This window comes from Streptomyces sp. NPDC058691, assembly GCF_042714775.1.
Taxonomy (GTDB): domain Bacteria; phylum Actinomycetota; class Actinomycetes; order Streptomycetales; family Streptomycetaceae; genus Actinacidiphila.
Genome location: NZ_JBHXSO010000010.1, coordinates 85,920 through 104,764 on the forward strand (window position 1 = coordinate 85,920; position 18,845 = coordinate 104,764).

The window sequence follows — 18,845 nt, forward strand, 5'->3', positions numbered from 1 at the left end:
GGTCCGGGTCAGTCGGGCAGTACGACCGACTGGGCCGCCAGCAGGGTGCGGACCGTCGTGGTCACGGTGTCGGGCAGGGGCTCGTTGCGCACCGAGGCGTAGGACATGGCCCCGTCGAAGAACATGGCCAACTGCTCGGCGAGCAGAGCGGGTTCCGCGGCGCCGGCGGCGCGGGCCTGCTCGGTGAAGTACTCCTGCAGGCGCTCCTTGTAGGAGAGAGCCACACCGCGCATGGGATGCGCGGTGTCGGGGATCTCGGCCGCGGCGTTGAGCACCGGGCAGCCGCGGAAGCCGGGTTCGCCCGAGGCGCGCCGGGCCGCGGCGAAGACCTCGATCATCTTTTCGGCCGGTGACAGGCCGCTGTCCTCCGGCGGGATCAGCCCCGCCATGAAGCGGTCGGTGGCCAGCGGCAGATAGGCCGCGATCAGGTGGTCCTTGCTGGGGAAGCGCTGGTAGAGGCTGCGCTTGGACACCCCGGCCGACTCCGACACCAGGTCCACTCCCGTGGTGTTGATGCCCCTGGTGGTGAACAGGTCGCACGCGGCGGCGAGCACGCGCTCGCGGACGGCGTCCGGTGCCTTGGTGTCGATCGTCATGCGGCCAATGTAACGCGGGAGGCCGAGAGCAGGAAACAGATCGGTTTACCAGGTGTGCAGGTCCGGCGCGAACCGAACGGTCCCGCGAACCGGCCGGGCGGGCATTGAGAGACTGGGGCCGGCGTTGCGTTCTTCCATGTGACACACGTCACCGCGACGCGGGGCGGCGGCCGGACAGGAATTGACGTGGAGCTTTCACTGCGAGCCCGGGTGCGGGCCGGGGATCCGGCCGCGTTCGGCCGGCTCTTCGACGACCACGCGGGCGTGGTCTACCGCCACGCCGTGCGCGTGCTGGGCAACTGGGCGACGGCCGAGGACATCGTGTCGCTCACGTTCCTGGAGGCCTGGCGGACCCGGGAGCGCGTGCGCGTGGACGGCGGCAGCCTGCAGCCCTGGCTGCTGGGCATCGCGACGAATGTGATGCGCAACACGGCGCGCGCCGCCCGGCGCCACCAGGGGGCGCTGGCGCGACTGCCCCTGCGCGACGCGGTGCCGGACTTCGCGGACGAACTGGCGGACCGGCTCGCGGACGCGGAGCAGCTCGGTGCCGCCCGCCGGGCGCTGGAGCAACTGCGCCGGCCGGAGCGCGAGGTGTTCGCGCTGTGCGTGTGGGCGGGGCTGGACTCCGCCGCGGCCGCCGAGGCCCTGGACGTCACGGTCGGCACGGTCCGCTCCCGGCTGTCCCGGGCCCGGGCGCGGCTGCGGAAGCTGACGGAGTGCGAGCTGGCGCGGGGCCGGGCGGCCGCGGCCGCCACCGTCACCGCCGTCGACGGCGCCGGGAGGGAGGCCCGATGAACGAGCACGCCGAACCGGCCGGACCGCTGCCGCCGCCGGGTGACCCGGTCCTGCCGCCCGCCCGCGAGCGGATGCTCAAGGACCACCTGCTCCGCGAGATCACCCGGGAGGCCCACGAACCCCAGCCGCCGCGCTCCCGCATGCGGCGCAGGGCGCTGGGCGTGGGCATCCCCGCGGCGGCGGCGCTCGCCGTGCTGGCCGGCGCCGGCGCGAGCGGGGTCCTCGAGCGCGGCCCGGCCGTCACCGCCGCCCAGGAGCACCGGGCCGAGGCGCTGCTGACCCGGATCGCGCGGGCGGCGGACTCCAGGCCGGCGGCCGCGGTCCGCGACGACCAGTACATCTACACCCAGGTCCGGGGCGCCAAGAGGTACTTCGCCGACTTCCTGCCGCTGGGCGCCGACGACCTCGCCCAGCGCGAGGACTGGCAGGCCGTGGACGGCAGCCGAAAAGGCCTGGCCCGCATCCGTGCGATCTCCGCGGGCGGCGGCGCCACCGGCCACATCGACATGACCCTGGACGCCGATCCGAACGGCACCACCTACCGCGAGCTGACGGCCCTGCCCACCGATCCGGGTGTGCTGCTGCGCACGCTGTACGCGCGAACCGCGGGCCAGGGGCCGACGCACGAGGAGGCGGTCTTCGAGTCGATCGGCGCGATGCTCCCCGAGTCCCTCCTCGTCCCCGATCTGAACTCCGCGCTGTACCTGGCCGCTTCACGGCTGCCCGGCATGTCCGTCGTGGACCGCGCCGCGGACGGCGCGGGCCGCCTCGGGGTGGGCCTGACGTTCCCGGGTGCACGGCAGGGGACGACGTGGGTCTTCGACCCGTCCACCCTCGCCTTTCTGGGGACGACCAGGACGGCGGTGATCGAGGTGGGGATCGCCGACCGCGCCGGTCAGCCCCCGGTGCGCGGCTGACCGGCCGCCCGCCGCCGGCTGATCCCCAGCCGGATGCGGGCGGTCAGCGCGCCGGTGACGAGATAGCCCTCCACTTCCGCGAGCGGGGCGCGGCGGGCCAGCGGTTCCAGTCCGACGACGAGCGCGACCGGGCCGCCGTCCGCCACGAAGGCGGACCACCGCTCCCCCACGGCCACTTCGAGCAGGCACCCGCCCCCGTCGCCGTGCACGATCGCCCGGCCGGGAGCGGCCACGGTGACGCGCTCGCCCAGCTCAGGCAGCCGCCGCCCGGGCTCGGTCAGGCCGAGCAGGGCGGCGAGCCCGGCCGCGCCGTGCCCGCGCGGATGCGCCAGCAGCAGGAAGGCCACCGGCCCGAAGGCGGTGTCGTCGAGCCAGGCCCAGGTGGCGGGCCTCACCGCAGCACCACCCAGACCTGCTTGCCGGTGGGGGTCGGGCGCGCGCCCCAGCGGTGGGCGGCCGTCGCGATCAGGTGCATGCCGCGCCCGCGTTCGGCGGACCAGTCGAGCGGCAGCGGCGCGGGCACGGGCAGCCGGTGCGAGCGGTCGCTGACCGTGGCCCGCACTCCCTCGTCGGCGAGGTCGTGCAGGGTCAGTTCGCACTCGGGGGAGCCCGCGTGGCGGTGCACGTTGGCGAGTATCTCGGTGACGCACAGCGCGGCGGCGTGCGCGAGGTCCTCGCGGCCCCAGGCGCGGAGCTGTTCGCGTACGGCGGTTCGCACGGCGGCGATACGGGCGGGCTCGGCGACGACGCGCATCGCCGTTCCGGGTGGGGATTCCTGCGTCATGGAGTCAACGGTTCCGTGCCGTGGCTAGCCTGACCAGGGACGACCTGACCCCGGATCAGCTGTGTCGGGGCGGCCGGGCCGGTGTGTACGCGCTGTGTATCGGGGAGGTGGTGGCGTGTCGGCGACGAAGGGCGGGGGCTCGGCCAGCATGCGGATGTTCGGCTCGGTCGCGCGGTCGCTGCGGGAGGCGCGGGGGCTGACGACGGACGAACTGGCCGCGCACGTCGGGTACTCGAAGTCCCTGGTGATCAAGGTCGAGCGGGGCGAGCGGATGCCGCCGCCGGCGTTCGTGGAGAGCGCGGAGGCGCTGCTCGGCGACACGGGCGGGGTGCTGCGGGCCGCGGCGCGGCATCTGGAGCGCGGCGAGTTCCCCTCGTGGTTCGAGGAGTACGCGGAGCTTGAGCGCACGGCGGTCTGCCTCTACACGTACGACACACATGTCATCAACGGCCTGCTCCAGACCGAGGACTACGCCCGTGTGGTGCTCGGCGCCCACTGCCCGACCCTGGAGGCGGAGGAGGTCGAGCGCCGGGTGCGGGCCCGGCTGGCCCGGCAGTCGCTGCTGACCCGGGCCCCGGCGCCGCAGCTCGCCTTCGTCATCGAGGAGTGGGTGCTGCGCCGCCCGGTGGGCGGGCGGGAGGTCAACCGCCGCCAGCTGGAACGGCTGCTGGAGGCGGGCGCGCTGCGGAACGTCACCGTCCAGGTCATGCCGCTCGCGCACGAGACGCACGCCGGTTTCGACGGGCCCATGCATCTGCTGGAGACCCCCGATCTGCGGCTGCTCGCCTACCTCGAAGTCCAGGGCCGCAGCGTGCTGATGAGCGAGCGAAATGAGGTCAGCAAACTCCACCAGCGCTATGCGATGATCCGGTCGCAGGCCCTCAGCGTCGGGGACTCCGCGAAGGTGATCGAGCAGATTGCAGGGGAGCTATGACCGCCGAACTCGCATGGTTCAAGAGCAGCTACAGCGGCAGTGAGGGCGGGGCGTGCGTCGAGGTCGCCGTCGGCCCGGCCGCCGTCCATGTCCGGGACTCCAAGGACCCCGCGGGGCCCGCGCTCGCGTTCCCGGCCGAGCAGTGGTCGGCGTTCGTCGCGTACGCGACCGCCGTACCGGTGGAGTGACTTCAGGCGTCGAAGCGGGATGAGCCGAGAATCACTTGATGACCGACCAGGCTGATCTCGATGCCGTCGGCGGTGGCGCGCGCCGCGGTGAAGCCGAGGCCCACCGGGAGACTCATCTTCCACTCGCAGCCGGCGCCTGGCGCACCGGGAACGGTCAGCGTCAGCTCCGAGCCCTGCGCGAGGAGCGTTCCCGTGCTGGTCAGGGGTGCCCCGCCGACCGTTCCCGAGACCCGGAGGCGTGCCGCCTGACCCTCCGATCCCGGGGCCTGCGAGACCTGCACGGGGCCGCCGCCCCTCGCCAGCCGAGTCACCACGCCGGACAGGTCCTTGTAGGAGAGGGTCAGCGTGCCGGTGGCGAGATTGGCCTCGGCGCTGCGCGCCGTCAGTGAGGTCACGCTCACGCCGCGCAGGTCGATGCGGAGCCGGGCGACGTACAGATAGCCGCCCCGCCTGTTGTCCGCGGTGTCGATGTAGAAGTGCTCGGCGTCCAGCGTGACATGGCGGAAGTCGCCGCCGATCGCCTGCGTCACGAACGGAAAGCCCTGGATCGCCACGCTCATATGGCCGTCCGTGGTGTTCGCGTAGCCGTACTTCTCCTTCGCGAGCTGGAGAGCCTCCTTGTCCGCGAAGTGCACGGCCACCCGGTCGGCGGTCACGAACAGCACGGCCAGCGCAACGACCGTGACGACCAGAACCCTCACCCATCGACGTCCCACGCCGATCCCCCCATGCGTTGCGATGCCGCCGTCGACGAGGTGCGTGCGATGTGATCAGGCAGGCACCTGTCGCGGAATTCGGCATCAGCCTAGATCGACCGGGTTCCCGGGACCCCGCCGGGGCCCGCGCTCGTGCTCACGGCCGGGCGGTGGCGGGCGTTCGTCGCGAAGGCCGTCGCGGTGGCGGTAGAGTAACCGCCCGATCACGCTTCGTGCCTACCGCATGAAGCGGCCCCCAGTGGTGCGCCAACACCGGCCGGGGGCCTACACCTCCGAGGCTTAACTGGAGCCCCGTAAATGATGCGCCATGCTATCCCGCCGGCCCGTTTCTTCTCCCAGACGCCGAACGACCTCATCCGCCATCCGCGGCTGAACGGAACGGCCGTACGACTGCTGCAATGGGCGCTCTCCCTGCCCGAGGAATCGCGGGAGACCCTGCAGACCATCGGCGAGAAGATGCCCGAGGGGCGTATCGCCCTGCGCCGTGCCCGGCAGCAACTGGAGGCCGAGGGCTACGTCCACACGCGGCGCAGCCAGTGCCCGCGCACGGGGCGCTGGACGACCCAAGTGCTGGTCTCCAACGTCGCGTTGCGGACTCCGGAGGAAGTCGAGGCGGCCTTCGCGCCGCCGGGCGACCGGATGCCGACGGTCGGCGCACCGGCCGTACGGGCCGTCGGCACATCACCCAAGGGGAAGAACACCGAAGAGGTGAACACCCCCCACCCCGCCGCGCCGCTGGTCGCCCGCGCGGCGGCCGTGCTGCACCGGGTCGGCCGGATGGAGGCCAGGCTCGCCCTGGGCGTCGCCGAGGCGGCCAAACTGGCGCCGCTGGCAGCGCGCTGGCTGGCGAACGGCGCGAGCGAACTCGAACTGCGCACCGCCGTCACCGCCGGGCTGCCGGCCGCCGTGCACTCCCCCGCCGGCTTCATCGCCCGCCGCCTGCGCGACAAGCTCCCCCCGCCCCGCACCTGCGCCGATCCGGCGGCCCCCGCCGCGCCGCTGCCCGAATGCGCGGGCTGCGGCGACCCGTTGCCGCGCGGGCAGGCCACCGGGGTGTGCACGCCGTGCACGGGGGCCGTGCCTGTGGCTGTGGCTGTGCCTGTGGCCGTTCCCGTGCCCGCGCCGTGCGGCGCGGAACGGGTACGGGCCGCGCTGGCGGTCGCCCGGCCGGCCGTGCGGGCCTGAGCACGGCGCGGACGCCGGGCGGTCTCCCGCCTCCGGCGGATGGGCCGGAGGCGGGAGACGGGATCGGCCGCCCTACTTGGCGGTCAGGAACTCGTCGTGGGACAGCGGACGGTTCACTATGCGGATGTCACCGACGTTGCCGTGGAAGACGACGTCGATGGCGCCCGCGTACTCGTGGGCGCCCACCAGCCACGGCAGGCCGAGCGAGGTGAGGCCCTGCGAGATCCGGTTCGGGTTGTCGACGACGGGGGCGCCGTCGACGTAGAGCCGGGTGTAGCGGCCGTCGTTGACGACGGCCAGGTGCCACCACTTGAGCTCCACCAGGCCGTGACCCCAGTTGGTCGTCGGGTAGGTGGTGTTCTGCGGGTAGTGGTTGAACTGCGGCTCGCGGCCGTTGTTCGTGATGTTGAACTGGGCCAGGGGCTCGTTCGGGTCGGTGTTCTTGCCGTGCTTGCCCGCGGCGCCGGCCGCACCCCGGCGGCTGAGGAACGACGCGTTGCCGTTCCTGCCGGAGTCCCAGTCGAGCGGCATCATGACGAACGACTCGATCGTGTAGCCGCTCCTGAACGTCTCGGTGTTCAGCGGAGCCTTCGGCCCGGTGGTCAGGTAAGTGCCGTGGACCGGGTTCCGGCCGCCGGCGAACTTCAGGCTGGCGTGCGCGGGCTGGTCGGGGTGGTGGTCGGCGGACCAGGTCAGCGCGTCGGCGGCGGTGCCGGGCAGGGTCACCACCGTCAGGTCGTTGCCCTTGCCGGACAGGTCGCGGATCGTCTGGCCCGCGGTGAGCGCGGTGCCGGGCGCGCCCTGCCCGTCGAAACGCCAGTACGCCTGCGTGCCCTTGACCAGCTCCCGGCTCGCCGGGCGGGCCGGCCGGACCGCGATCGGGGCGAAGCTCGCGAACCGCTCGTCGAAGTCGATCGGCATCGAGAAATTGTCGACCGGGCCGGTGACCTGGGCGATCTCGGCCGCCAGCTCGTTGCGGGACTCCGGCTCCTGGGCCAGGATCCACGGGTTGATCGTCTCGACGTCGATCGTGTTGCGGACCAGGTCGAAGTGGTACAGGCGGATCATGCCGCCACCGCCGAAGTACCGGTTCTGGTAGTTCGTGATGTGCATGTGCACGTCGTTGCCGGCGGCGTTCTTCTGGGTCATGCGCCCGGGCGGCCAGTAGTGGCCGTTGAGGGTCATGAAGACCTGGTCGTTCTCATTGATCAGCTTGTCCCACATCGCCTGACCGTTGCCCACGATCACGGCGTTGTTCTCGGGGTCGCCGGACTCGTAAGGGAAAACGTTGTCATCGTAGGGCGAGGCGACGATGTCGTGCGACGTGACGATCACCGGCATCTTCGGGTGGGCCTTGATGACCTTGTTGGCCCACGCGTAACCCTGGTCGGTGGTCCGCCAGTCCAGGGCCAGCAGCAGCCACGAGCGGCCGGCGGCCTGGAAGATGTGCGCGGTGTTGTAGCCGGTCTCGTCCGCCCCGGCGAACGTCTTCGAGTGCCGGAACCGCTGCGGGCCCATGGTCTGCAGGTACGGCGTGTCACCGCGGGTGTCGTCGCCCGAGACGTCGTGGTTGCCGGCGAGCACGCTGTACGCGGCGCCGTGCTGGTCCAGCACCGCGAACGCCTTGTCGACCTGCTCGAACGACGACGGGTCGGCGTCCTGCGTCATGTCGCCGAGGTGCGCCATGAACACGATGTTGTTGTCGGGGTTCCCGCTGTTGTTGATGATGTAGCGGAACGACTCCTCCTGCGGAGTCCGGTTCACGCTGTCCTGGCTGCCCCAGTAGAGGAACTGGGTGTCCGGCATGACCGCGAGGGTGAACTGGAGCGAGGTCGGGTCCGGGTTCCACGTACCGCTCTTGCCGCCGTGCCTGGCGGCGTCCGCGGCGTCCCCGGAGCCCGTGGCGAACGCGGGCGCCGCGCCGAGCGCGGCCCCGCCGACACTTACGGCCGCCGCTCCCGCGCCGGCCAGCGCCGCGTTCCGCAGAAAACCTCTCCGATTGTGCCCGGCCGGCTCCTGTGACGGATTGTCACCATGAGTGCACATATGGGGGCCCTTCCCGGTTGGATGGTTTCAAACGCCATCGACGCTACTCAGAAGGGGCCCTAGCTGGGCATACGCCAGATGACAAACGCCGATCGAGTGTCTTGCCAAGGTTTATGACGCACGTCAATTAGCGGCCGGAAGTCAATCGCTCGATGAGCGCAGAGTAGCCACGAGAAGTCGATACCCCCCGGCCGCCGCCGGCCGGGAATATCCGCGCGGCCCGGGCAACGGCGCGCGGGCCGCCCGCGGGGCTCGGACCGCTGCCCCCGGGAGGCCCGGTAGCGTTCGAGGACGCCTGATCTCGAACACACCTGGAGGCGCAGTTGGCCCGCACCGTCATCGACGTCGATGACCGGATGCTCGCGGAGGCGGCCGAGATCTTCGGCACGACGACGAAGGCCGCCACCGTACACGCGGCCTTGGCTGACGCGATCAAGCGCCGGAAGCGCGCGTCATTCCTGGAGTGGCCGGCCCAAGGCGGGCTGCCCGGCCTGACCGGCCCCGTCACCGGCACGGACGACCCGGACCGGGCCGATGCCGGACGCACCCGCGACGAGAGGCGCGGTTCGCGGCCCGACTGATCGCGGGTGGGAGATCGCGCCGACGCCCGGTTTATGGTGCATCGCGGACTTCGAAGCTGCTGGAGGGCGTATGGGAGATCCGATCTGGAACTGGGTGATACAGCCGATACTCGACCTCTTCGTGGACGCAAGCGTCGGCACCCCGGCGAACGACCGGACAGGCCGGAAGGCCGGCGCGATTCGGCGGCGGTTGCGGGGGCAGGGCCCAAGTGTCGTGCCACCGGCTGACAGCGATGTTCCCGCACGTCAACGGAGCCAGGCGCAGGTCACCGGCAAGCGAGGGCCGGGTGGGAGGCTGCCGAAAAGCCACCGGCGGCGCAAGGCTCGCTCGCTGACAGAGAAGAGGCACCCGGGCCAACGGGCACAACGCCCGGCAGCACCTGATCGCCTGGACGAGTCCTAGCCAGGGTGGGGCACCGGCCGGACCGTGCGGCATCACCCTAGGGATGCGGCGGCGGAGGCGGGATCGTGGTGAGGTCGGGGGCCGGTTCGGGCCAGACCAGGAGGACCGGGCAGGGGGCGTGGTCCACGACGAAGCGCGCCGCGGGGCCCAGGCTGTGCGGGCCGAGGTGGCTCCGGTCGCCGTCACGGGCGAGGACGAGCAGGTCGGCGCCCTCCACCGCGGCCACCACCTCCCGCTCGACCCGGCCGGTCAACTCGCGCCGGACGCACGGCCGGCCCAGCCGGTCGGCCGCCGCCGCCAGCAACTCCCGGCCCGAGATGGCGGCCTGCTCCTCCATCCGCGTCCCCGGGTCCCGGCCCCAACCGTGGCCGTGTCCCGATCCGTGCCCGCGGCCCAGCAGACCCGCGAACGCGCCGTGGGCGGCGTCCGGCACGTCCTGGCCGCTGACGTGGAGCAGTACGATCTCGGCGCCCTCCAGCGCGTGGGCGCGGGCGGCGTCCACGCACGCGGGCCAGGTGCCCTCGACGGTCCAGACGACGACGGTCACCGCGTTCCCCCTTCCGACTCAGCCTCCGAAGACCGGCAGTGACACCCACAGTGCCACCACCGACAGCACCAGCGCAGCGGGCACGACGAGCAGCCCGAGGAGCGTGAACTCCCGCAGGTCCACCGCCGCGTCGTGCGCGTGCACGATGCGCCGCCACAACAGGGTGGCCAGCGAACCGGCGTAGGTCAGGTTGGGGCCGATGTTCACCCCGAGCAGGACGGCGAGCACCGCGCCCGGACCGCCCGGCGCCGCCAGCGGCAGCAGCACCAGCACCGCGGGCAGGTTGTTGATGACGTTGGCCAGCACCGCCGCCAGCGCCGCGAGCCCGAGCAGCGCGAGCAGGCCCGTGCCGTCGGGGACGACGTGCGCGAGCACCGAGGCGAGTCCGTTGTCCACGACCGCGCGCACCACCACGCCGAGCGCGAGCACGAACGCGAGGAAGGGCACGGCCGCCGACCGGCCGATCGCGCGGACCGTGGTCCGGCGCCGCGCCAGCGCGCGCACCGCGAGCGCCAGCGCGCCGGCCAGCGCCGCCCACGCCGGGTTCAGCCCGAACGCGGAGGTGGCGACGAAGCCGGCGAGCGTGCAGACGACCGTCACCAGGGCGAACAGCGGCACCTCGGGCGCGTCCCCGGCCGTCCGGGTGGCGGCCCCCGCGTCCAGATCCCCGGCGAAGAAGCGCCGCAGCACCACGTACTCCACCCCGATCGCCACCAGCCACGGCAGCGTCATGAGCGCGGCGAAGCGGGCGAAGGACAGCCCGCTGGAGGCGAAGGCCAGCAGATTGGTGAGGTTGGAGACGGGCAGCAGCAGCGACGCCGTGTTCGACAGGTGCGTGCAGGCGTAGACGTGCGGCTTGGCCCGCGCCCCGAGCCGCGCGGCGGTCGCGAAGACCACGGGCGTGAGCAGCACCACGGTCGCGTCCAGGCTGAGCGCCGCCGTGATCACGGAGGCGACGACGAAGACCTGGGCCAGCAGCCGGCGCGGACGGCCTGCCGCCGTCCGCGCCATCCAGGCCCCGCAGAAGCGGAACAGTCCCTCGTCGTCGCAGAGTTGGGCCAGCACCAGCACGGCCGCCAGGAAGCCGATCACCGGCCCCAGCCGGGCGGCCTCCTCCCCGGCGTGCTCCAGGGAGATCGCCCCGGCCGCGATGACGATCCCCGCCGCCGGGACGGCGACCACCGCCTCCGGCCACCCCCAGGGCCGCACCACGGCGCAGACCAGCACCACCACCAGCAGCAGGGCGGACAGCGCCTCCGCGTACGACGTGCTCAGGACATGCTCCTCGGGGTGGGCGGACTGCCGGCGGACTACTCCTTCTCCGCCTTGCCCACCGAGTCTGCCGCCACGCACACCGCCAGGCCCAATGCGACCAGCACGACACACACGTAGATCCGGTAGCCGTCCAGGAAACCGATCCGCTGGGTCAGCGCCCACACGCGGAACCAGCCGCCGGTGAGCTCGTAGACGATGCCGCCGACGCCCTGGGAGAGCAGGATGAAACCGATGAAGCCGATGAACCCGCGAAGAGCCTTCATGCCCGCAGGCTAGGGAGCGGCGCCGCGGCCGGGCTGTCGTCCTAAGTAGGCGATCGGCCCCCTCCTGTCGTCCGAAGGTCCCGACTTGCGACGCGGGTGGTGGTGGCGGCGCCCGCGGTCCGTAGATTCGGGGACATGCGACGCATACCGAAGGGCATCGGCGCCGACATCGCGGTCTTCCTCGGCGCGGCGGCCTTCTCCGTGCTGTCCGCGGGCGGGACGGGCGCCGGGACCGGCGTCGCGGAGCAGGCGGTGAGCGCGGCCGCGTGCGCCGCGCTGTTCCTGCGGCGGCGGTGGCCGGTGCACCTGGCGGTGGCGCTGCTGGTGACCGGATGGTTCGCGCACCTGGTGGGCGGGCCCACGGCGGTGGCCGTCTTCACGGTGGCGGCGTACCGGCCGCTGCGGACCACGGCGTGGATCGCGGCGCTCGCCTTCGCGCCGCTCCCGGTGTTCCTCGCCCACGGGCCCGACCCGGACCTGCCGGAGACCGGCTCGGCGCTCACCTTCTTCGCGATCATGGCGGGTGCGATCGGCTGGGGCCTGTTCGTGCGCTCCCGGCGGCAGTTGCTCGCCTCCCACGCCGAACGGGGGCGGCGGCAGGCCCGCGAGGAGATCGCCCGCGAGATGCACGACGTGCTGGCGCACCGGCTGACGCTGCTGAGCGTTCACGCGGGCGCGCTGGAGTTCCACCCGGGGGCGCCGCCCGCCGAGATCGAGCGGGCCGCCGGCGTGATCCGCGACGCCGCGCACCAGGCGCTGGAGGACCTGCGCGGGATCATCGGCGTCCTGCGGGAGCCGGGCGGCACCACCGCGGGCGGCGCGGGCGCGCGTCCGCAGGCGACGCTCGCCGATGTGCCCCGACTGGTGGCGGAGGCGCGGGAGGCGGGGATGCGGGTCGTGCTGGAGACGGATTACGAGGCGGGGGAGGCAGGGGAGGGTGGGGCCGCCACCGGGCGCACCGTGTACCGCATCGTGCAGGAGGGGCTGACCAACGCCCGCAAGCACGCACCCGGCGCCGAGGTGACCGTACGCCTCACCGGCGGCCCGGCACGCGGGGTGACGGTCGAGGTCAGCAACCCGGCGCCGGACGCGGCACCGCCCGGCGTGCCGCGCCCCGCGGCCATCCCCGGCGCCGGGCAGGGACTGCTCGGTCTCACCGAACGCGCCGCCCTCACCGGCGGCCGGCTCGAACACGGCGTGGCCGGGGGCGGTTTCCGGGTCCGTGCCTGGCTGCCGTGGACGGGGTGACCAGGGGACCGGGGGACTGGCTACGGTGGGCGGCGTGACCGTGCTGCGTCTGATGCTCGTCGACGACGACCCCCTCGTCCGCGCCGGGCTGCGCCTGATGCTGGGCGGGGCCCCCGACATCGAGGTGGTGGCCGAGGCCGGCGACGGCGCGGAGGTATCCGCGCTGGTCGCGGCGCACGCCCCCGACGTGGTGCTGATGGACATCCGGATGCCCTCGGTGGACGGCCTGGCCGCCACGGAGGAACTGCGGGCCCGGCCCGGGGCCCCGGAGGTCATCGTGCTGACCACGTTCCACACCGACGAACACGTGCTGCGCGCGCTGCGCGCCGGGGCGGCGGGCTTCGTGCTCAAGGACACCGCGCCGCGCGAGATCGTCGAGGCGGTACGGAAGGTGGCGGCCGGGGAACCGGTGCTGTCGCCCGCCGTGACACGGCAGTTGATCGCGCAGGTGTCCGGCGGGGCGGCTGCGGAGCGGAGCGCGGGCGCGCGAGCCCGGCGCCAACTCGCCTCGCTGGGCGAGCGGGAGCACGAAGTGGCCCTGGCCATCGGGGAGGGCAGGTCGAACGCGGAGATCGCGGCGGGGCTCCACATGAGCGTGCCCACGGTCAAGACGCACGTCTCCCGCGTCCTGAGCAAACTCGGCCTCAACAACCGCGTGCAGATCGCCCTGATCGTGCACGACGCCGAAGGCGGCGCCGGCGGCGCGGGGTCAGGCCGCGTCTGAGGCCTTCCGCTTGAGCTCGGCCCAGATGGCGTTGAGTGCCTGTATGTCGGCCTCGTCCAAGCGGTCGTCGAACCCGTCCGCCGGCGCCTCGCGGCGAGTGGCGTCGGCCGCGTCGAACCTGTCCGCGAACGCCCGCGCCTTCGTCGGCGCCAAGCTCGCGGACCTCGACGGCTCGGCCGTTCAGTCGCTCACGCGGTCCTGGGTCGCCTGAGCTCCGGGCTCTTCGAGCCCTTCGAGTACGGCCGCGAGGGTGTCCAGCAGACGCACCACGCCCTCCGGACCGTCCACCACCAGATCCGCGCGGGCGGCCAGCTCCGCCACCTCCGGGCTGCCGCTGCACACCAGCACGCCCGGCAGGCCGTCCGCGCGGCGCTTCTCCACCGCGCCGAACGCCGCCAGATCGCCCAGGTCGTCGCCCGCGTACAGCACCGGGCCGGCCCCGACCTCGCGCAGGTAGTCGCCCAGCGCCACGCCCTTGTCCATCCCCGGCGGACGCAGCTCCAGCACCATCCGGCCCGGCTCCACGATCAGTCCGTGCCGCTCCGCCAGATCCTCCAACGGTCCGCGCAGCGCCTCGAAGGCGGCCTGCGGATCCTCCGTGCGGCGCGTGTGCACCGCCACGGCACGGCCCTTGTCCTCCACCCACGTGCCGTGCCACGCGCCGATCCCGTCCAGCACCCCGGGCAGTTCCGCGCGCAGCGCGTCCACCCCCGGATGCGCGCCGGGCGCCCGCACCTCGCCGGAGCGCGCGTCCCAGCGCTCGGCGCCGTAGTGGCCGAGCACCACCAGGTGCTCCAGGCCCGGCACCCCGGCGAAGCCGCCGTAGCGCACGGCGACCCCCGCGGGGCGGCCCGTCACGACCACCACCGATCCGATGCGCGGCGCCAGGCGGGCCAGCACCCGCGCCGCCTCCGGATGCGCCCGCGCGCTGTCCGGGTCCGGCACGATCGGTGCCAGCGTTCCGTCGAAGTCCAGCGCCACGACGGCCCTGCGGGGCTCAGCCAGCAGCGCGGTCAGGCCGTCCCCGCCCTCGGGCGTCGTCGGCTCGGGCAGTTCGTCCCTGGGGTCCCTGGGGGTCATGCCCCGACCCTACCCAGCGGCGCGGGGGGCATGGCGGGCGTACGGAAGCATCGCCTTCCCAGGGGGGCCTTCCGGTGTGGCGGGGGCTGCCCGCCGTCGTCGTGTGCGGCGCCGTCGCGCCTGCGGCGGGCGGTCTCCCACCCACCCGCCCGTCACCCCGGACCGTCGGCCGGACGCCCCGGCGAACCGCCGCGCGGGACCGGCCGCCGTCGCCGTGTGCGGCGCCGTCGCGCCTGCGGCGGTCCCCGGACGGGCGGCCGGGCGGGCCGGCATGCCGCCGGCGCCGGGAGTGAAAGGCGCGGCGGCATGCCTCGGGTCGCCACGAGGGGGCCGCCGGACTAGGCGGTGGCCTGCTTGATGAGGTCGGCCACCGCGTCGGGCTGCGACAGGTAGACGGAGTGGCTGCCCGGGCTCTCGGCGACCGTGGCGCCGGCACGCTCGGCCATGGCGCGCTGGGCCGGCGGGGGGATCATGCGGTCGTCGGCGGCGACCAGGTACCAGCTCGGCTTGGTCCGCCACGCGGCCTCGCCGACGGCGCCGCCCAGGGCCTCCAGGCCCCACGGGACCTGCGAGTCGGCCATGAACCGGCCCTGCGCCTCGGGCAGATCGCCGGCGAAGGAGGCGTGGAACTGCTCCCGGTCGAGGAAGAGGTAGCCGTCCTGGGGCGGAAGGATCGGCGGAACGGGCGCGCCGGGCGGCGGGTCGGCGATCAGCGTGCTGACCGACTCGCCCTTGTCCGGGGCGAAGGCCGCGATGTAGACGAGCGCGGAGACCTTCGGGTCACGGCCGGCCTCGGTGATCACGACACCCCCGTAGGAGTGCCCCACCAGGGCGACCGGGCCGTCCTGCTCAGCGACGACCCGCAGCGTCGCCGCCACGTCACCGGCGAGGGAATCGGTCGGGTTCTGCACGACGCTGACGCGGTATCCCGCCGCGACCAGACGCTCGTGAACGGCCTGCCAGCCGGATCCGTCCACGAATCCGCCGTGCACGAGAACCACGTTCCGGATCGGAGTGTGCGTTGTCATTTCGGTGCCTTCCCTCCATCAAGGGATTGCGTGTCTTTCGGACCGGCCCACCGTATGGATCCGTACGCGCGTACTGCTTCGGTCAGATGGCCTAGATCCGCAGCTCACCGGGCACAGGAGCCCTCCAATTGCCTTGGGCGTTCACGGCGATGGCCGCCGACCGAGACCACCCCTCCGCACCGCGCCGCTTCGGATTGCACCTGCGGGCAAGCGCCGTGCGCCCAGGCGAAAGACGACCCGGCCGCGGTGACCGATGGTGAACAGCGTGGCGTACGCCGCGGCGGCGGGCCGGACACGTCGGCGGACGCGACGCACCGGACCGGAACCGTGCCCCGCGGGCAGAACGCGCTTTGCGCCCGCGGGTGTCACGGTGAGAGCAGCGAAGGGCCTCGCATGACCTCGATCCCCCAGGCACACGATGTCCTCGGCGGCGCGGCGGAACTCACGGCCGCCCCCGGCCGTCTTGTCGGGCGGTCCGGAGAACTGGCCCTGGTCGACGCGCTCTTCACCCAGGCCGCCACACGAGGTACCGCGCTGATGCTCACCGGTGCTCCCGGGGTGGGCAAGAGCGCGCTGCTCGACGCCGCCGCGCGGCGGGGGAGGGAGCGCGGCTTCCGGGTGCTGCGCGTCGCCGGATCGCAGTTCGACCAGAGCGTGAGCTTCGCTGGACTCAACCAGGTCCTCCAGCCGCTGACCGGCGAGATCCTCTCCCTGCATCCCCGGCAGGCGCAGGCGCTGCGGGCGATCCTGGGCCTGGCCGAGGGCAAACCGGCCGAGCTGCTGGCCGTCGCGAACGCGGTGCACGTGCTGCTGTCCCGGGTCAGCACCAGGAGCGGCCCCCTGGCCCTGATCATCGACGACGCCGCATGGCTGGACCGGCCCAGCGCGGTGGTCCTGGGCACGGTCGCCCGGTACATCAGCACCGGGTCGGTCGCCCTGCTGGCCGCGTCCCGCACCCGGGACGAGTCCCATCTGCCCGCCGCCGGGACGGCCGTGCACGAGGTTCAGCCCCTCGACGACCGGTCGGCGGCGGAGCTGGTGGCCGAGCGCTTCCCGGCCATGGCGCCCAGGGTCCGCCGCCGGCTCCTCGCCGAGGCCCGGGGAAACCCGCTGGCGCTGCTGGAGCTGCCCGTCACGCTGAACAGCGCGGAGCAGACGGACCGACGGCCGCTGCCGGCTGTCCTGCCGTTGACCGAACGCCTCCGGATGATCTTCTCCGAGCGCGTCGGCGGCCTGCCCGACGCCACACGGCAACTGCTGCTGCTGGCGGTGCTGGAAGGCTCGGGCGACCTGCACGCCCTGCGGCGGATCGCCCACGGACCGGGCGCGCTCACCGCGCTGAGCCCGGCCGAACGGGCCGGACTGGTACATGTCGACATCCACAGCGGCCGCCTGGTCTTCCGGCACCCGCTGACCCGCTCCGCGGTGATGGAACTGTCGACCAGTGCCGAGCGCCGCTGGGCGCACCGGGCGCTGGCCGGCGAACTCCCCGAAGGGTCCGAACGACGCGCCCGGCACCTGGCCGACGCCGCCGTGGGGCCGGACGAACAGGTGGCGGTCCTCCTGCACGACGTCGCCTACCGCACGCTGCGCCGCGGCGACGCCGTCGGCGCCATCACCGACCTCCTGCGCGCCTCGGAGCTCAGCGGTACGGGCGCGGCCAGGAGCCGGAGACTGGCCGAGGCCGCCTGCCTGGGCGCCAATGTCACCGGGGACCTGCGCAACGTTCGCGCCCTTCTCGACCACGCCGCCGCCGCGGACCCACTGGGCAGCGAGTCACTGGCGGCGGCCGCCGCCGCGGCCAGTCAGCTCCTCAACGGCGAAGGCGACGCGGACACCGCCCGCCGGCTGCTGGTCGGTGCGATCGGCCACCACGCCCCCCATCACCGGGCCGACGACACCATGCTCCGCGAAGCGCTCCACCTCCTGGTCATGGTGTGCTTCTTCAGCGGGCGCCCGGAAGCATGGCACTCCTTCGACACGGTCCTGGCCGGACTCCGGCCGCACACCCCCGACCCCCTGCTGCCGGTCCTGCGCGGCACCTTCGGCGACCCGGCCCACGCGTCGCTGCCGGTACTGCCCCGCCTCGACGAGCTCATCGCCGGACTCCACCGGGAGACCGACCCGACCCGCATCATCCGCACGGCGATCTGCGCCGCCTACGTCGACCGCCTGCCGGGCTGCCGCGGCCCCCTGCGGCGCGTCGTCGAGGACGGGCGGGGCGGCGGAGCCATCACCTCGGCCATCGAGGCCTCCTTCCTCCTGGCCAACGACGCCTACGCCACCGGCCAGTGGGACGAGATCACCGAACTCACCGAGGAGGCCCTGGGGTGGTGCGGCACCTACAACTACCGTCTCCAGGCCGGTACGGGCCGTCTGCTCCAAGGTCTGCTCGCCGCCGCACGAGGCGACGACACGACGGCACGCGGCATCGCGGACCGCCTCGCCTCCTGGGGCAACCCCCGCGGACTGGGCCTGCTGCGCGTCTACTCCTCGCACATCAGGGCGCTGTCAGCGCTGGGCCGTGCCGATTTCGGCACCGCCCACGAGCATCTGAGCGCGGTCAGCCCGGCCGGGAGGCCGGCGTCCCACAACCCCCATGTGCTCTGGCTGATCTGGGACTTCGCGGAGGCCGCGACCCGTACCGGCCGCCATGGCGAAGCGGCCGCGCACCTCGCGGCCGTACGGGACGCGGGCATCCCCTCCGTCTCGCCGCGCCTGGCCATGATCACGGACGCCGCGACGGCGATGGCCGACCCGCGCTTCGTCGACCGCGATCTCTTCGAGGGCGCCATCGCCACACCCGACGCGGAACGCTGGCCCTTCGACCTGGCCCGGATCCGCCTGGCCTACGGGGAACGGCTGCGCAGGGCCAATACCGGCCTCGCGGCACGCCCTCATCTGAACGCCGCCCTCGCCACCTTCGAACGCCTGGGAGCCGCTCCCTGGAGCGCACGCGCGGCGGCCGAGCTGCGCGCCAGCGGCCTGCCGACCGACCCCGTCACCCCGGCCGAGGGCCACGGCGCGCCGCTGACCCCGCAGGAACGGCAGATCGCCCAACTCGCCGCCACAGGGCTCACCAACAAGCAGATCGGCGCCCAGCTCTTCCTGTCCCCGCGCACGGTCGCCGCGCACCTGCGCGGCGTCTTCCCCAAACTGAACGTCACCTCCCGTGCCGGGCTGCGCGACGCCCTCACCGGCCTCGGCGGTCCGCGGTGATCGCGGGAGCACCGTGCCTGGCCTCGCGGGGCGTCATGCCGAACCGCTGCCGAAAGGCGGTGGCGAACGAGGCGTGACTGCCGAATCCCGAGCGCTCACCGACGGTACGGCTTCGGCCGGGGTCCATTGGTACTCGGCCGGCCCCTTCCCGGCACGCGGGCAGCGACCCGCCGGGAGGCCGCGCCGTCCCGGACCGGAGAGGCGGCGTGCCGCCGTCCATGAGCCGGATTCGTTGCCGTTTCGCAATCTCACGGGCTCACGTCGATCGCATGCCGATCGCACCGTGAACGGGCCCAGGGGGCGCCGCCGGGTCGCG

General features: G+C 73.5%; 20 protein-coding genes. 9 read left to right on the forward strand and 11 right to left on the reverse strand.

Translation table 11 applies throughout. From position 1 onward, the window contains the following. Positions 1–8: 8 nt before the first annotated feature. The gene (locus ACFWVC_RS09795; RefSeq protein ID WP_384281074.1) at positions 9–596 is read right to left on the reverse strand and encodes a TetR/AcrR family transcriptional regulator; all 588 of its coding nucleotides are present in this window, start codon (positions 594–596) and stop codon (positions 9–11) included. Between the two features lie 186 nt (positions 597–782). Between ACFWVC_RS09795 and ACFWVC_RS09800 the strand changes: the two genes are divergently transcribed. Together ACFWVC_RS09800 and ACFWVC_RS09805 are read left to right on the forward strand one after the other, a co-directional pair. Continuing rightward, on the forward strand, positions 783–1,391 hold the full coding sequence (locus ACFWVC_RS09800; protein ID WP_384281076.1) for an RNA polymerase sigma factor: 609 nt from the start codon (positions 783–785) through the stop codon (positions 1,389–1,391). After that, positions 1,388–2,308, forward strand: coding sequence for a CU044_5270 family protein (locus ACFWVC_RS09805; protein WP_384281080.1), 921 nt, complete (start codon positions 1,388–1,390; stop codon positions 2,306–2,308). Before ACFWVC_RS09800 ends, ACFWVC_RS09805 begins: the two co-directional genes overlap by 4 nt. On the opposite strand, the gene ACFWVC_RS09810 is transcribed toward ACFWVC_RS09805, so the two are convergent. After that, the gene (locus ACFWVC_RS09810; RefSeq protein WP_384281083.1) at positions 2,287–2,703 is read right to left on the reverse strand and encodes a hypothetical protein; all 417 of its coding nucleotides are present in this window, start codon (positions 2,701–2,703) and stop codon (positions 2,287–2,289) included. The genes ACFWVC_RS09805 and ACFWVC_RS09810 overlap by 22 nt on opposite strands. Further along, positions 2,700–3,092 (reverse strand): ATP-binding protein, encoded by a 393-nt coding sequence (locus ACFWVC_RS09815; RefSeq protein WP_384281087.1) that lies wholly within the window; start codon positions 3,090–3,092, stop codon positions 2,700–2,702. The genes ACFWVC_RS09810 and ACFWVC_RS09815 overlap by 4 nt, the downstream gene beginning before the upstream one ends. A 115-nt stretch (positions 3,093–3,207) precedes the next feature. Between ACFWVC_RS09815 and ACFWVC_RS09820 the strand changes: the two genes are divergently transcribed. After that, a complete protein-coding gene (locus ACFWVC_RS09820) occupies positions 3,208–4,026 on the forward strand; it encodes a Scr1 family TA system antitoxin-like transcriptional regulator (RefSeq protein WP_384281090.1) in 819 nt (272 codons plus the stop codon). Next, entirely contained in the window at positions 4,023–4,214 is a 192-nt protein-coding gene (locus ACFWVC_RS09825) for a DUF397 domain-containing protein (RefSeq protein ID WP_384281094.1), read from the forward strand. The genes ACFWVC_RS09820 and ACFWVC_RS09825 overlap by 4 nt, the downstream gene beginning before the upstream one ends. Before the next feature lie 2 nt (positions 4,215–4,216). Here ACFWVC_RS09825 and ACFWVC_RS09830 read toward each other — a convergent pair whose 3' ends face one another. Continuing rightward, positions 4,217–4,915 (reverse strand): DUF2993 domain-containing protein, encoded by a 699-nt coding sequence (locus tag ACFWVC_RS09830; RefSeq protein ID WP_384281096.1) that lies wholly within the window; start codon positions 4,913–4,915, stop codon positions 4,217–4,219. A gap of 312 nt (positions 4,916–5,227) precedes the next feature. On the opposite strand from ACFWVC_RS09830, the gene ACFWVC_RS09835 reads away from it, so the two are divergent. Next, the gene (locus tag ACFWVC_RS09835; RefSeq protein WP_384281098.1) at positions 5,228–6,115 is read left to right on the forward strand and encodes a hypothetical protein; all 888 of its coding nucleotides are present in this window, start codon (positions 5,228–5,230) and stop codon (positions 6,113–6,115) included. 72 nt (positions 6,116–6,187) lie between these two features. Here the strand turns inward: ACFWVC_RS09835 and ACFWVC_RS09840 are convergent, their stop codons facing one another. Beyond that, entirely contained in the window at positions 6,188–8,161 is a 1,974-nt protein-coding gene (locus ACFWVC_RS09840) for a LamG-like jellyroll fold domain-containing protein (protein WP_384281104.1), read from the reverse strand. 323 nt (positions 8,162–8,484) lie between these two features. Between ACFWVC_RS09840 and ACFWVC_RS09845 the strand changes: the two genes are divergently transcribed. Further along, positions 8,485–8,742, forward strand: coding sequence for a type II toxin-antitoxin system VapB family antitoxin (locus tag ACFWVC_RS09845; protein ID WP_384281111.1), 258 nt, complete (start codon positions 8,485–8,487; stop codon positions 8,740–8,742). Between the two features lie 440 nt (positions 8,743–9,182). Here the strand turns inward: ACFWVC_RS09845 and ACFWVC_RS09850 are convergent, their stop codons facing one another. The 3 genes from ACFWVC_RS09850 to ACFWVC_RS09860 are packed head-to-tail and all read right to left on the reverse strand — an operon-like array spanning position 9,183 to position 11,230. Then, entirely contained in the window at positions 9,183–9,692 is a 510-nt protein-coding gene (locus tag ACFWVC_RS09850) for a universal stress protein (RefSeq protein ID WP_384281118.1), read from the reverse strand. A gap of 18 nt (positions 9,693–9,710) precedes the next feature. Continuing rightward, on the reverse strand, positions 9,711–10,967 hold the full coding sequence (locus ACFWVC_RS09855; RefSeq protein WP_384281388.1) for an SLC13 family permease: 1,257 nt from the start codon (positions 10,965–10,967) through the stop codon (positions 9,711–9,713). A gap of 35 nt (positions 10,968–11,002) precedes the next feature. After that, the gene (locus ACFWVC_RS09860) at positions 11,003–11,230 is read right to left on the reverse strand and encodes a hypothetical protein (protein WP_384281123.1); all 228 of its coding nucleotides are present in this window, start codon (positions 11,228–11,230) and stop codon (positions 11,003–11,005) included. 135 nt (positions 11,231–11,365) lie between these two features. Here ACFWVC_RS09860 and ACFWVC_RS09865 point away from each other — a divergent pair, with 135 nt between their 5' ends. Then, on the forward strand, positions 11,366–12,478 hold the full coding sequence (locus ACFWVC_RS09865; protein ID WP_384281126.1) for a sensor histidine kinase: 1,113 nt from the start codon (positions 11,366–11,368) through the stop codon (positions 12,476–12,478). Positions 12,479–12,530: 52 nt separating this feature from the next. Next, positions 12,531–13,202 (forward strand): response regulator, encoded by a 672-nt coding sequence (locus tag ACFWVC_RS09870; protein WP_384281391.1) that lies wholly within the window; start codon positions 12,531–12,533, stop codon positions 13,200–13,202. Here ACFWVC_RS09870 and ACFWVC_RS09875 read toward each other — a convergent pair. The 3 genes from ACFWVC_RS09875 to ACFWVC_RS09885 all read right to left on the reverse strand — a co-directional run bounded on the left by ACFWVC_RS09875 (position 13,188) and on the right by ACFWVC_RS09885 (position 15,310). After that, the gene (locus tag ACFWVC_RS09875) at positions 13,188–13,355 is read right to left on the reverse strand and encodes a hypothetical protein (protein WP_384281132.1); all 168 of its coding nucleotides are present in this window, start codon (positions 13,353–13,355) and stop codon (positions 13,188–13,190) included. The two genes, ACFWVC_RS09870 and ACFWVC_RS09875, sit on opposite strands and share 15 nt — an antisense overlap. A gap of 27 nt (positions 13,356–13,382) precedes the next feature. Further along, positions 13,383–14,282 carry a trehalose-phosphatase gene (gene otsB / locus ACFWVC_RS09880; protein ID WP_384281139.1) on the reverse strand — a complete coding sequence of 300 codons (900 nt, stop codon included), beginning with the start codon at positions 14,280–14,282 and terminating at the stop codon, positions 13,383–13,385. Between the two features lie 338 nt (positions 14,283–14,620). Beyond that, positions 14,621–15,310, reverse strand: a complete 690-nt coding sequence (locus ACFWVC_RS09885; protein ID WP_384281145.1) for an alpha/beta fold hydrolase — start codon at positions 15,308–15,310, stop codon at positions 14,621–14,623. Between the two features lie 393 nt (positions 15,311–15,703). On the opposite strand from ACFWVC_RS09885, the gene ACFWVC_RS09890 reads away from it, so the two are divergent. Beyond that, positions 15,704–18,529 (forward strand): ATP-binding protein, encoded by a 2,826-nt coding sequence (locus ACFWVC_RS09890; protein ID WP_384281149.1) that lies wholly within the window; start codon positions 15,704–15,706, stop codon positions 18,527–18,529. Positions 18,530–18,845 lie beyond the last annotated feature (316 nt).

Coding starts and splice junctions, on each gene's coding strand:
- ACFWVC_RS09815 (WP_384281087.1), bottom strand. CDS start 3,092: ATGACGCAGGAATCCCCACCCGGAACGGCGATGCGCGTCGTCGCCGAG.
- ACFWVC_RS09840 (WP_384281104.1), bottom strand. CDS start 8,161: ATGTGCACTCATGGTGACAATCCGTCACAGGAGCCGGCCGGGCACAAT.
- ACFWVC_RS09795 (WP_384281074.1), bottom strand. CDS start 596: ATGACGATCGACACCAAGGCACCGGACGCCGTCCGCGAGCGCGTGCTC.
- ACFWVC_RS09835 (WP_384281098.1), top strand. CDS start 5,228: ATGATGCGCCATGCTATCCCGCCGGCCCGTTTCTTCTCCCAGACGCCG.
- ACFWVC_RS09825 (WP_384281094.1), top strand. CDS start 4,023: ATGACCGCCGAACTCGCATGGTTCAAGAGCAGCTACAGCGGCAGTGAG.
- ACFWVC_RS09860 (WP_384281123.1), bottom strand. CDS start 11,230: ATGAAGGCTCTTCGCGGGTTCATCGGCTTCATCGGTTTCATCCTGCTC.
- ACFWVC_RS09890 (WP_384281149.1), top strand. CDS start 15,704: ATGACCTCGATCCCCCAGGCACACGATGTCCTCGGCGGCGCGGCGGAA.
- ACFWVC_RS09865 (WP_384281126.1), top strand. CDS start 11,366: ATGCGACGCATACCGAAGGGCATCGGCGCCGACATCGCGGTCTTCCTC.
- ACFWVC_RS09885 (WP_384281145.1), bottom strand. CDS start 15,310: ATGACAACGCACACTCCGATCCGGAACGTGGTTCTCGTGCACGGCGGA.
- ACFWVC_RS09870 (WP_384281391.1), top strand. CDS start 12,531: ATGCTCGTCGACGACGACCCCCTCGTCCGCGCCGGGCTGCGCCTGATG.
- otsB (WP_384281139.1), bottom strand. CDS start 14,282: ATGACCCCCAGGGACCCCAGGGACGAACTGCCCGAGCCGACGACGCCC.
- ACFWVC_RS09805 (WP_384281080.1), top strand. CDS start 1,388: ATGAACGAGCACGCCGAACCGGCCGGACCGCTGCCGCCGCCGGGTGAC.